The organism is Sphingobacterium sp. SRCM116780, assembly GCF_021442025.1.
Classification (GTDB): Bacteria; Bacteroidota; Bacteroidia; order Sphingobacteriales; family Sphingobacteriaceae; genus Sphingobacterium.
On sequence record NZ_CP090446.1, the window covers coordinates 1,928,497 to 1,941,294 of the forward strand.

The window sequence follows — 12,798 nt, forward strand, 5'->3', positions numbered from 1 at the left end:
TTATATTTATTACTTAAAAGTACAGGTCATGGAAACTTTAGTAATTGCTATAATAGTTCTGCTACCAGGTATATTTTTACTTTTCTGGATTAGCAAACGAAAATTTAACCGCCGCAATGTTGCTGGAATTGAAGGATTTTCCAGTTATGAAAAATCATTGTTCGTTCGTTTCTTAGAACGAATTGGAAAATGGTTGGCCTATATCCTCATTATACTTGGTATTCTTTTATTATGGACTTATTCAAGACAGAAAAAAGAACTGGATAAAAACCTTAAAACAGAAGAATCAATTTGAGTTTCCGTTGTAGCTATTTCTCGGAAGATTGATTTCATGTTCCTGCGGATAAGGTGCTCTGAAAGTCATGCTTACATCTTCCTTCATCCGTTCTTGCGCTTCGTAGCGCTTTTCCTCATCGTGTGAATATCTCGGATCAGGTATGAAAGGCATCTTTGCCATTTTAGTTATTGTAATCGTTGGAAAATGGAAATCTACTTCCACTGTTCCCAATAGAAGGTAACATCCCCCACCCTGAAAAGGATATTTTTGAAGGCTATCGGGAAAGTGAGCAGTATCGAAGTAATCTCCGTTATCATCAATCCAGGTTCCAAAATACATGGTTCCTTTTTTTGTTGGTACATGCTTACGTGAAATTAAATACGCAAGCATCCTGACTTGTTTTTTATGATGTTGAATGAGTTCATTTGCCATTACCGTTCCTCTGTATTTTGTCTGCAACAGATCAAAGACAGAACAAGAGACCGGGAAACTCAGAATTTCAATCTCATCAAAAGCATCTTCAAAAATATTTCGTTTCAATTCGGGAAACTTAAAGTCCTTTAAAGGCTCGTCAAAAAGAGTTTCAAATCTACGCTCTGGTTTAAAATCACCAAGCAGTAATCTAGCTTTTAACAGTAGTTCATTCTTTGGTATACCTGTGAACCGGAACGCCCCAATGAATATCAAAATCTGCAAAGTTTCAATACCTACTGGAATCCTCTTGATAAAATCTTCTAACGACTTGTATTCACCATTCCTCTTTCTTTCTTCTGGAATTAGCGCTCCAAGCTTTGATTCTACTTTTTCAAGATGCATGAAACCCAAATAGATTTCATCCCCATAAATCGTTGCTTGTTGCTCACTCCTATTCATGCATGGATTTAAGATTTTACCACCAGACATTCTTGCTTCATGTACATATACCTCTGTGCGATAAAATCCTCCCATATTGTTGATCACGGATACCATGAATTCTAAAGGATAGTAGACTTTCAGATATAAACTTTGGTAACTCTCCACCGCGTAAGATGCAGAGTGGGCCTTACAAAAAGAATACCCCGCAAAAGATTCGATCTGGCGATATATTTCTACGCTTAGTTCTTCTGGGTGTCCTTGCTGTTTGCAAGATGCGAAAAAATCATCCTTTACATTTTTAAGGGCCGAAAGTGACCTACCTTTTCCGCTCATTGCTCTTCTTAATATATCTCCATCTGCTGCCGATACCCCTCCGTAATGTAGCGCTATTTTGATCACATCCTCCTGATATACCATGATGCCATATGTCTCCCCTAGTTGCTGTTCAAAAACAGGATGGAAATATTCAAATTTGTCGGGGTTGTTATGTCGAAAAATATATTCCTTCATCATACCAGATTGGGCAACACCTGGCCGGATGATTGATGATGCGGCCACCAGAACTTTATAATTATCACATTTGAGCCGTCGTAATAAACCTCTCATCGCCGGACTTTCAATATAGAAACAGCCTATTGTCCTCCCCTGGCTTAAAAATTCATTGCACTTTTCTTCATCTTTAGATAGTATTGTATCTTCTATATTTACTTTTATTCCTCGCTTTTCTTCGAGAAGTCTTACAGTGTCGTTTATCGTTCCTAACCCTCGTTGTGATAGGATATCGAATTTTTCAAATCCCAGATCCTCTGCTACATGCATATCCCATTGTACAATAGCAAAGCCTTTGGGAGGCATTTCAAGCGCTGTAAAATTAACAAGCGGCTCTTCGGAAATAATAATACCACAGGAGTGCATGGAACGTTGGTTCGGAAATTTTTGTAAAAGCATTCCATATTTTTGAACTTGTTGCACTACTTTATCTTTAAAAACCTTCTCTGGATTTTTACTCAGTTCATCCAATTCCTCTTTGGGGAGTCCAAATGCTTTTCCAACCTCTCTAATAATAGACCGATACTTAAACTCTACGTTTGTTCCGCAAAATGCAACATATTCCTTACCATACCGATTAAAGATATATTCCAAGATAGTGTCCCGATCTTGCCAGCTCCAATCGATATCAAAGTCAGGCGGGCTTTTTCGATTGAGATTGAGAAAGCGTTCGAAGTATAAGTCCAATTCTATAGGACAAATATCAGTGATACCAAGACAATAGGCAACAATACTATTTGCGCCACTCCCCCTTCCTACATGCATAAAACCCATACTATTACTATATCTGATGATATCCCAAGTAATCAGGAAATATCCGCTAAAATTAAGTTCATCAATAACTTTTAGCTCCTTGTCTACTCGTTTTGCAGCTTGATCATTACTTCTGCCATATCTTCTTTCTAATCCTGCGTAGGCTAATCGCGTTAATAATTTAAGATCATCGGCCTTAGTCTCCATATAATGCTTCTTATTTCTAGGAGTAGAAAACTCAAATTCAAAGCTACATTGTGAAAGAATCGCCTTTGTATTCTGAATAATTTGAGGGTAGTATTGAAAATTATCTAAAATATTCTGTTTAAAATATTCTGATTTTTTACAGACTTCGTTTTCAGAGAGCTTTGAAAGCAGCACATTCTTATCAATAGACCTTAAAATCCGGTGTAGATTGTATTCTTTTTTTGTACAGAATGTTATCGGTTGTAAGATTACCATTTTCGGAACAAGCTTGCTAAATTCCGGACGGATCAACAAATTCACTTCCTCCTCGCAGATCCCTATATATTCATTTTTATCAAGATTCTTAGGGTAATTACTTAAGGGATATATGATAAAATTATTTGACAATTTTGGCTGTGATGGTAAATCTATTCCATCACAATTAAATAAAGTCAGCATTCTGTTAACTTCTGCCAATCCTGCAAATTCTTTGGCGATAACAACGTAGAGCAGCTCACTTCCCTTGCGAACTTCAACCCCAGCAATAGGTTTTATACCCTTCTCCTCACATTTTTTCTTAAATTCATAAATTCCTGTGATGGTATTAATATCAGTAAGGACAAGTTCTTTTATTCCCAAGCTAGAAGCTTGAAAGACCAGATCGTCAACAGATAAAGTTCCATACCGTAAACTGTGAAATGAGTGGCAGTTTATAAACATATTATGAGTCTTTAACGTGAAAAATTAAACCCCACTGCCCGACCAACAGCATCTTTTCCAAATCTATTTTTGATATCATCCATCGCTTGGTATAGACAGATCAATTCGGAGGTGTCTTCAAACAAATTCATCTGATAGTTTCCATGCACCAGGTCGGTAAACCTCAACCCTATCAATCGCAAGCGCATCCGCCGAGAATATATTTTATCAAAAAGTTCCAAAGCTACTTTTGCCAGTGTATGATCTGCAGATGTGTAGGTAACACGACATTGCTTAGTTTCTGTGTCAAAATTTGAATACCTGATCTTGATCACCACAGTAGAAGTTAACCACTTTTCCTGACGGAGCTGGTGCGCCAGTTGCTCAGCCATGCCAGAAATTAAACTTTTTACCTCATGGATATCCATTGTATCACTGCTGAATGTTCGCTCCTTCGAAATTGACTTTCTTTCTGAGTAAGGTACTACTTGACTCTCATCAATTCCATTTGCTTTTTTCCATAGATCAGTACCATTTTTTCCGATCATCTGCCGCAAGACCTCAACAGGCATTTCCGACAATGTCCCAATCGTTCTGATGCCAACTCTGGAAAATAACTGAAAAGTAGCATTGCCAACCATTGGCATTTTCTTAATTGACAATGGATTTAAAAAGGAATGAACGCCTACCGAAGGTATCTCACGATGGCCATGTGGCTTGGATTCTCCTGTTCCAATTTTACTGACGGTTTTATTGATGGAAAGTGCGTAACTGATCGGTAAGCCCGTCTCCTTTTCAATTCTTGCACCTAGTTCATTAGTCCATTTATAAGCCCCAAAAAACCGATCCATTCCTGTAAGATCCAGGTAGAATTCATCTATCGAAGCTTTCTCCATAACAGGTGCTCTTTCTTCGATAATTTCAGTTACTGTATGTGACAATTTTGAATACAGTTCCATATCGCCTTTCACTACTTTAGCCTGCGGACAGAGACGAAGTGCCATTTTCATGGGCATTGCAGAGCGTACTCCAAATGTCCTTGCTTCATAGGAGCAAGAGGAAACTACTCCCCTGTCACCGCCTCCAATAATGAGTGGAATGCCATTCAACTGTGAGTTGACCAACCTTTCACAGGATACAAAAAATGTATCCAGATCCATATGTACTATAGCACGCTGCATGATGTAGAATTTATTTCACAAATTTGCTATGTTTTTTAGCAAAATATCCTACATTTGTTGCTATAAATCATAGCAATGTTATTACTCGCTGAAAATCTGCGCTTTCTGAGGAATGAAATAAAGGCATCACAGCAATCTGTGGCAGACACTCTCCTGATTACAAGAGGGCGCTACGCCAAGTATGAAGATGGAGCAAATGATCCTCCTATTGAGATTTTGCTTAAGTTGTCGCGCTTTTATAGGATTAGTGTTGATCTGCTGATATCTGTCGATCTGAGAAAATATAGGCTAGACGAAATACTCAAATTACCCGATAATCGAATATTACTACCGATTAAAACTGACACTAAAGGCGAAAACAAAATCGAAGTTATTCCTTATAAAGCTTCAATGGGTTATTTAGCCGGTTATTCCGACCCAGAATACATTGAAAATTTACAGACTATGTCTCTTCCATTTTTGCACAATGGAAAGTACAGAGCTTTTCCAGTCGAAGGTGATTCTATGCCGCCTTATAAAGATGGAACATACATTATCGGAAGATATATAGAAAGTTTACAGGAGCTTAAAATCAATAAGACTTATTTATTGATCACCCGTACCGGATTTATATTTAAACGAATTGAAAGCATCAATGAAACATCTATTACCGTAAAATCAGATAATACTTTTTATGAAAACTACAATATTCCATTTGTCGATTTGTATGAAGCCTGGCAATATGCAGGCAGCTTCTCAAGTCAGGAATTAGAAGTGGTTGATTTAACAGATGAGGATGTAAAATCAATGCTCTTCAAGTTAATGCAAGAAGTAAAAGAAATTAAAGGGAAAGTAATTCAAAAATAGATTAGTCGTTATTTGATTTCTTTTTATTATGCATTCAACCTATATTAGTAATAAAGACTATTAATTGCTCTCAGTATCCAAGTGATCAATGATATCAATCACCAACACATCATCGGTTTTTTTATCATATGCGGCAAGGTAAAAATTTATTAATTTAGTTAGTGCCTCTAAAGAACAGAGACGTTCGTAGGGGATATTGTTCTCTACTATTATTTCTCCAAAACCTTTTTTTGAATAAAAAAACTTATAATCAGTATCGGCATTAATAGAATATTGAGCATAGATTAGAATCTCCTTCAAATGTTTAGTAGCTAAATCATCACCTAATAAATCATTTATTGTTTTTCCTCTTACTGCGTTAATAATTTCTTCTAGTTTTATCATTTATTTACATTTTATAATTAACTCTAATCAACACGGTTCAATACTTTCCAGCCATCATCTTTTAAAAATCCTACCCATAAATTATTTATCGTTATTGAACCGTCCCGATAAATAACTTTTTCCTCAATCAAGTGCTGATCTTTCTTTTGATCTTTCAAAGTAAATACCCGGTCTATTTCATCAAAATTTGGAAACCCATTTAATTCTAAATCTTCGACAAAAGATATTTTCAGAACTGCCTCTATCTTGCTACGTGTTTCTTCATTGATCTCTATGTTATTCTCAATCAATATATTTTCAGCTTCTTTCCTGAAATCTTTACATGAAAGTATACCGTTAAGGTCTTTATTATTGTAAAAATTTTCAATAGTGATGATTGCTCCTTCAGCACTTGATCGATCCGGTCTGAAAAAATCATTCCCCTCATCAATTCTAACTCCATAATATCCATCGAAATTTATTCTTTCATCTTCATCAAGTGTTCTTCTGTAATATCTAATTGTGTAACCTCCAATCAATCTTGCATCTTCAATAACCAACCAATCTATAGCATCAGCTAATGGAACACGTTCGGGATCACCATTTTCCGCCAGAACTCCTACATAGTATTCGCCTTCAATCCTAACATTCTCCAGCCAGACAAATACCTGATTATTATTACTATATTTAATTGAATTATATCCCGAAAAACCATTTTTTATCAATTCATTAAAATACCATATTGTGTTTTTGGCTTTGTAAACAGCATATATATAGTCTTGATTTACTTCAATTATGATTTGATTGTTCATGGCAGATTTTTTTTTACCCGTTGTGTTTTCCCTCTAGGATTAAAAGGCATTCTCTGCTCTGTAATAGCCGGATCTACTTTTAAGTAGAAACTGGATATAATTTTTTTCATAGGTTGAGATGTGTTTTTTCTAAGTTGAAATTTCCTGCGCAATTTATTCTATTTTAAAATATTAAAACATAGGTATTTTCACGGAATAATGAATTACAACTTATACTTTGTTACTCAATTACACTCCTTTTCTATTTTAATTGTAACAAAAAAGGACAGTCTAATAGACTGTCCAAGCATATTTTTATCCTTCACTAATTTATCCTTACAGAGCCTTGATTCTGATTGTTAAATTGGAAAGAAATCTGCTTTTCATTACCAAAGCTATCCACTATCCAAATATCAAAATTTTGCGATACGGTTGATCCAGAAGTATAATAAAGCCTAAATTCTTTTTCAGGCAATGCATAAAGATCATTTGGGAAATAGGGTTTATGACCAAAATAGCTCAATGATCCCTGGCCCTCATTCTGAAAGTAGCGCAGATAATATTTGTTTCCTGCATAATCTCCATTAGAAATTATTGAAATTCTAATCTCAACAGTTTCTCCAAACGTAATACTTTTTGGTACAGGCATGACGTTGAGCTCAAAAGAAAAGTTCTCCTGAATGTCCAAACTTTCCTTATCGCAACCGGATAAAATTACGGTTCCTGCCATCATCATCAATCCAAGAAGAAATGTACCCAGTGACATTTGCCATTTATTCATTATTTTTTTCATAACGTTTTTTGATTTCAGAAGTTAAAACGAAAACCTATTCCTGTAGACGGCCTAAATTGCTCCAGATCAGTACCCCAAAGCACCCTGATTCGTCCCTGCAGCATAAGTACCACTCTATCGGACAGATAGGTCTCTAAGGACAATCTTCCCCCTGTTCCATAAATGAAATTATTTTCATCCAGCAACTTTGCACCGTCAAGCAAAAGACTGTCGCCTTTATTGACAATTTCATAGCCTCCAACACCGGTCAATCCAACATTAAGTGTAATAAACTTTTTTGCATCCGAAAGTAACTGTACACTGTAACCAACTTCTCCTAGATAGCTTTCCAACGGAATCTGCCATTCCCTATATGCTGTTGTCTTTCGCTGATACTCTGCTCCCCAGATCCAGTAATTTCCTTGTCTTGCGAATCTGTTCAAAGTTACATTGACATAGAAATTTCTATTGGCTTCTTTGGCCGACAAAATGCCTGTGTTTACTTCAATCGCCTTTTGTTTATAAATCATGCGCTGCGAATATCCAGTAATACTGATGAGGCAAAGCACTAAAACAATGATGTATTTTTTCATAAGTTTTTGCTTTATTGATTAATTTTTATTTTCATTTCGGACACAGGTTTCGCATCAACCAAATCAGAATTATTTATTTCCAGAACCTGGTTTCTCGCACCATTTTTTTCATATAATGCTATTTTTAAAATCTGGTCATCAGTAATGGTAAATTGATCCACGAGTACAACGTTAGAAGCTGACGAATCGTCCGATATGATCTCCATCATTGGGTACTCCCGCAATGGGATAAGCTGCTTTTCCTGCGAAACGGTTCTCTTTGCAACTTGTTTGTCAACTATTTTGAATGTGCAAAAGTCCGTTATAAACGGAACGTTCGATGTATTCTTAACCTCTGTATGAAAGTAAAATTTACCGTTATGCACATATATCCCTTTTAAAAGAAACTGTATCCCATAAGATTTGGAAGCAATATGTCTGATATTCCTTTTATTTTTCTGGTAGATGGCTTTCAGTAATCCTTCGGTTAACGATGGCGGATTGAACCCCAATTCCTCAAATTGCACAGTCTTTCCCTCTTCCCTTTCATTATCCTGCTGCATTTTTAAGAGGTCATAGTTTAATGTCATGGGAGCTGGACTGTAGGTTACATTGAAATTGTAAAATTTTCCATCTTCCGTGATTACGCTGAAATTAGTCTCTTCTGCAAAACCTTTAACACCCGCCTTAACACGCAATACGTTCTGTGCATCTTCGGCCTTTCCTGCAATAAGATAATCTGATCCCAGATCGGCATATCGTATCGAGGCAGGAAAGATTAAATGAGTGGTCTTGTTATAAGTAACTTCTAATTGATAGGGTTCTACCTTGCCTGCTTCCAGAGACTGCTGTCCAAAACTTTTGAAAAACAAGCCAAAAAATAGGGCTATCGCCAGTGTATTTTTAATAAAGTTCATAATTCAATTTTTGATTTAACGATTATTTTTTTGCCAGTAATAATACCTGGTGACCTGCTTTTAATGTCACTTTGGTCATCCTTATTTTTTTTGAAAAATAGCCGGACACTCCCTGAATGGCACTCCGCGCAAGATCCCCGACAACTTGTTGTCCCGCCGAACTTGACATCGAAATGTTCATTCCTGATGAACTCTGACTCATGTTCCCTGCTATTTCGCCTGCAGCATTGATTTCATCTGATCCTGGTACTGACAGTCCAGGCTGCCCATTCAGATCATACACGATGATCTCAACAGGCAGGATATTGCCATCAACCTCAACCGAGGAAATCTTTAACTGTAACCTGTTACCCTGAAACTTAGTTCCTGCTACCAAAATAGTCCCCTTTGGTACAGTATGACTGGCAAGCACCGCATTTTCCTGCAAACGAAGTTTGACAGATCCTTCACCGCTAATGATCTGGGTTTCCATAACTGTTGCTCGAATGCTGTTTTTTACAATGTCTACCTGCCGGGTTACTCCAGAAGTGATAAAAGAACGGTTTCGTTCTTCTTCCATACTGGTAAGAAAACTTTGGTCATCCGGTTCTCGGTACAGCGCTGTGACTATATTTTTCCTCACTCCTTTAACACCTTCCAACCTATCATTTTGGGTAAGTGCTGTCTGATTTGTATTGCCCGTTGAATCTACAGGTACAGATCCCGTTTGTGCTCCCATTGGAAGATATTTTGATGCCATCGCATATGACTTCTCCATAAGGGTTAATTGATCATTTAAAGTAGGTGTCGCAGGTACATCTTTTTCTGAAAGCCGTTCCTTTAATTGATCAACCTGCCTGCGTAATTCCAGCTTTTCCCGATCATCATCTTGATAAAAAGAACTGAGTGTGTTCTGTGCATTCCGATAGCTTGCCAAAGGGCTGTTTTGATATCCCGTATTTCCGGGACTACCAGTCATGCCATCAGAGGTTATGCCCGAAGCGGGAACTTCACCTGCTGCTCCACTATCGCTACTGTTCCAGTAATCCGACAATGAATTCAGTGAATTTCTTTTCGCCGCTTCACCTTCTTCCGCAAGCTGTTTTTCATATGCTTTTTGCTTGTCAGCCTGCAGCCCCTTATCGGTTGCTTCTGGAACCGCATTCTTTAGTCCAATATCCTTTTTCTCATCATCAGTACCTTCAGGTTTGAAGATCAAATAAAGGCATCCAATAAATACGATACCCATGAGAACAAAAATCAAGGGTTTGGTAAACCTTTCCTTTTTTGATACAATACCAGATGTGTTATTTTCGGGAGTTCCGTCATCTACGATGATGTTCACTCGTTTATTCTCTTTCTCTTCCATTTCTAAGGTTTTTATTGTTGATCAAAACTGAATCTTTGCTTAAAGATTCTCCATTAACTCTCGCTGTGGATTCAATATGATTAATTGAAATCTGATCCTCCTTACCCAGATCATACCAAACTTTTGCTAGTACGCCGATACCCAATAGGAGATATAGCATAAAAAACACAATGACATACTTACACTGGGTCTTCAGCGGCAAAGCCCGCCACTTGAGGTCAAGTTTATCTAACTCACCATTTATAGCTGCTCTAAAATTTTTCATAGTATTTCTTTGTTAAAAACGAAAATCTCTTTATCAGCCTTTTCCATATAGGATTATCACAGTTGCTTTACCGAGGTTTTCATTCAATTTTCTAAAAACTAACGTTCAATAACTTCTTCATCCTTATTGGAAATTACCCCGAATTTCAAAATCTGAAATCCCTGTGGATTACTATCAGATCTTACACTATTCAGCAGGTTACAGGAGGTCACCAAACTTCTTCTGGTCAAATTGCTGGATCTGATAATAAACTGTTTCGCGTAGGTTGTGACCGAATAAGGATAGGAATTGAAATCACAGACCACACTATCAACCTCAATGCGCTGCTGCACATTTCCCGAAATAATCCTGTTATAATATCCTTTCTCTGATAGATCCCGATAATAATCGAATGCACTTTTGTCAGCAAGATCAAATGCTCTTTTCATATTGCTTTCAATAGCTGCTTTATCAGGGGCTAATGTGAAGAACAGCTCATGAAATCTTCTCACATGTTCCCGTGCTTCAACCGGTCTATTGATAGACGCATCCTGCGACAAGGCCAGCATCAGTGATTTACCCTGGTCAAGTACATAGATTTTTTCCCGTTGTTCTGTTGCAAAAGCGTACGATTTCCAGATTGCTAATCCTGTCACTAAAATGCAGAGCAGCGCAAAAACAATAGTATATAACCTGATCAGCTTAAAACTATTTTCAATATTTCGAAGTGTCTTAAATTCCATAACTCTATTTTTATTTTTGTTCAGATCCCTTTTTTTGCAACAGTTCTCCCGAAATACTTCCTGCGATAGCACCTGCTCCCGCTCCTGCTACATTTCCACTTCGCATCGCTGCCTGGCTCACATTTCTGGTAAAGTTACCAGCTCCTCCTGCCTGAATGATCCAACTGGTCACCGTAGGTATCGTGAAATAACCCACAATGCCTATGATCATAAAAATCACATAAACAGTGTTGCTTGTATCAGGAATGAAGGTCGGATCGTTTAACATTTCTATGTCCTGTTCCAAGATCAATGATTGGATCTTGGCAAGCATGGCACTGAACATATCAGCAACAGGAAGCCAGAGATAAACACTGATATATCTGGTCAGCCATTGTGTCAATGTACTTTGAAACCCGTCCCACACACTAATTGCAAATGCGATTGGCCCTAATATGGATAGCACAATGAGGAAAAATGTCCTGATCGTATCGATCACAAGAGCAGCAGCCTGAAACAGGATCTCAAGTAGCTCCCGTAACCACTTCTTTGTTGCCTGCTCCATATTGTAGGCTGTCCGATCCATATACATGCCTGCCATTGTAACCAGATCATTGGGTGACCAGCCAAGCTCCTCCAATTTCTTATCAAATTCTTCATTATTGACCATATAAGCCGTTTCAGGGTTTCTTAGCGTAGCTTCTTTTTCAAGCAGATCCTTTTGTTGCTGGAGTTTGTTGAGATCCAGTACCTGAGTATCCAGCATTCCATGCGTACCTTGTACTATCGGACTCATAACTCCATTAAGCGTTCCCAATACAATAGTTGGAAAAAACATGATACAGATACCTATTGCAAAAGGTCGCAATAATGGGAAAACATCAATTGGCTCCGCTCTGCTAAGTGCCTGCCACACTTTTAAGGCGACATAAAATAGAGCCCCAAGTCCTGCTACTCCTTTGGCAACGCTGGCCATTGTTGCGGACATTGGCAGCATCTCATCGTAGAGCCCTCTTAACAGCTCGTGTAGATTATTAAATTCCATGATTCTAAGATTTATTACCAGTATTTCTCACCTGCTGTTCCATATAGTTCCATTACCCTTTTCGTATTATTCTGCTTTTTCGCCCGAAGAATACTGACCGATATATTTTTACTGGTGAAATATCTAACCAGGCTGTGGTATTCTTTTACATTCTTGTATACCCGGTCAATAATTTCCATCCTTTCTTTATCATTAAGGGATAAGCTGCTTGAAGTGACGATCTGCTTCAATTCTTTCAGCAGTTCTGTACTCTCGTTCATAAGAGCGGAATAACCATTTCCAATCGCCATAAGCTCATCTGCGGAAAAGTTTTTATCATTAAGCATTTTCCCGAAGTTGTTGACATACATATCGCTAACATCACCAACTAGAAGGACGGTTTGTTGCACCTTTCTGGCATCTTTAACCAGATTGTTTACAGCTTTTAATTTGTCGTAATACTCCTTACCCTGTTCGTACACTTTTTTTACTTCGTTAAAATTTTTCACCACATTGGAAACCGTGTTCGAGGTTTGCACAATTTCGTTGGCAGAATTCAAAATCCCCGAAGCCAGATTGGTAGGGTCGGTAACTACCCATTGTGCATTTGCTTTTTGTGATAGGGCTAATGTTAGCACCATTACCACAGTAATAATGAAATTTTTCATGTTCTAAATTTTTAGGATTGTTATTAAATAG

14 protein-coding genes are annotated in these 12,798 nt (G+C 37.6%); 2 read left to right on the plus strand and 12 right to left on the minus strand.

Annotation, left to right across the window (positions count from 1 at the left end):
• The first annotated feature begins 28 nt into the window (after positions 1-28).
• Positions 29-295, plus strand: coding sequence for a molybdenum ABC transporter permease (locus tag LZQ00_RS08400; RefSeq protein WP_234514559.1), 267 nt, complete (start codon positions 29-31; stop codon positions 293-295).
• On the opposite strand, the gene LZQ00_RS08405 is transcribed toward LZQ00_RS08400, so the two are convergent.
• Together LZQ00_RS08405 and dinB are read right to left on the minus strand one after the other, a co-directional pair.
• Positions 287-3,340 (minus strand): DNA polymerase III subunit alpha, encoded by a 3,054-nt coding sequence (locus tag LZQ00_RS08405; RefSeq protein ID WP_234514560.1) that lies wholly within the window; start codon positions 3,338-3,340, stop codon positions 287-289. The two genes, LZQ00_RS08400 and LZQ00_RS08405, sit on opposite strands and share 9 nt — an antisense overlap.
• 11 nt (positions 3,341-3,351) lie before the next feature.
• Positions 3,352-4,500 carry a DNA polymerase IV gene (gene dinB, locus LZQ00_RS08410; protein ID WP_234514561.1) on the minus strand — a complete coding sequence of 383 codons (1,149 nt, stop codon included), beginning with the start codon at positions 4,498-4,500 and terminating at the stop codon, positions 3,352-3,354.
• A 75-nt stretch (positions 4,501-4,575) separates the two neighbouring features.
• Here dinB and LZQ00_RS08415 point away from each other — a divergent pair, with 75 nt between their 5' ends.
• Positions 4,576-5,346, plus strand: a complete 771-nt coding sequence (locus LZQ00_RS08415) for an XRE family transcriptional regulator (protein WP_234514562.1) — start codon at positions 4,576-4,578, stop codon at positions 5,344-5,346.
• Positions 5,347-5,406: 60 nt separating this feature from the next.
• Here LZQ00_RS08415 and LZQ00_RS08420 read toward each other — a convergent pair whose 3' ends face one another.
• The 10 genes from LZQ00_RS08420 to LZQ00_RS08465 form a co-directional block, all read right to left on the minus strand.
• Entirely contained in the window at positions 5,407-5,730 is a 324-nt protein-coding gene (locus tag LZQ00_RS08420) for a hypothetical protein (RefSeq protein WP_234514564.1), read from the minus strand.
• A 23-nt stretch (positions 5,731-5,753) separates the two neighbouring features.
• Positions 5,754-6,521 carry a DUF2314 domain-containing protein gene (locus LZQ00_RS08425; protein ID WP_234514566.1) on the minus strand — a complete coding sequence of 256 codons (768 nt, stop codon included), beginning with the start codon at positions 6,519-6,521 and terminating at the stop codon, positions 5,754-5,756.
• 304 nt (positions 6,522-6,825) lie between these two features.
• Positions 6,826-7,293 (minus strand): DUF3872 domain-containing protein, encoded by a 468-nt coding sequence (locus LZQ00_RS08430; protein WP_234514568.1) that lies wholly within the window; start codon positions 7,291-7,293, stop codon positions 6,826-6,828.
• Between the two features lie 14 nt (positions 7,294-7,307).
• Positions 7,308-7,802: a conjugal transfer protein TraO gene (locus tag LZQ00_RS08435; RefSeq protein WP_234514569.1), complete on the minus strand. Its 495-nt coding sequence runs from the start codon at positions 7,800-7,802 to the stop codon at positions 7,308-7,310.
• Between the two features lie 74 nt (positions 7,803-7,876).
• A complete protein-coding gene (traN, locus tag LZQ00_RS08440; protein ID WP_234514570.1) occupies positions 7,877-8,761 on the minus strand; it encodes a conjugative transposon protein TraN in 885 nt (294 codons plus the stop codon).
• Positions 8,762-8,783: 22 nt separating this feature from the next.
• Positions 8,784-10,109 (minus strand): conjugative transposon protein TraM, encoded by a 1,326-nt coding sequence (gene traM, locus LZQ00_RS08445; protein ID WP_234514572.1) that lies wholly within the window; start codon positions 10,107-10,109, stop codon positions 8,784-8,786.
• On the minus strand, positions 10,090-10,374 hold the full coding sequence (locus LZQ00_RS08450; RefSeq protein WP_234514574.1) for a nitrogen regulatory IIA protein: 285 nt from the start codon (positions 10,372-10,374) through the stop codon (positions 10,090-10,092). Before LZQ00_RS08450 ends, traM begins: the two co-directional genes overlap by 20 nt.
• A 98-nt stretch (positions 10,375-10,472) precedes the next feature.
• Positions 10,473-11,096, minus strand: a complete 624-nt coding sequence (gene traK / locus LZQ00_RS08455; RefSeq protein ID WP_234514576.1) for a conjugative transposon protein TraK — start codon at positions 11,094-11,096, stop codon at positions 10,473-10,475.
• Between the two features lie 10 nt (positions 11,097-11,106).
• Entirely contained in the window at positions 11,107-12,120 is a 1,014-nt protein-coding gene (gene traJ / locus LZQ00_RS08460; protein ID WP_234514578.1) for a conjugative transposon protein TraJ, read from the minus strand.
• Between the two features lie 14 nt (positions 12,121-12,134).
• Positions 12,135-12,767, minus strand: coding sequence for a DUF4141 domain-containing protein (locus LZQ00_RS08465; RefSeq protein WP_234514579.1), 633 nt, complete (start codon positions 12,765-12,767; stop codon positions 12,135-12,137).
• Between the last annotated feature and the right edge of the window lie 31 nt (positions 12,768-12,798).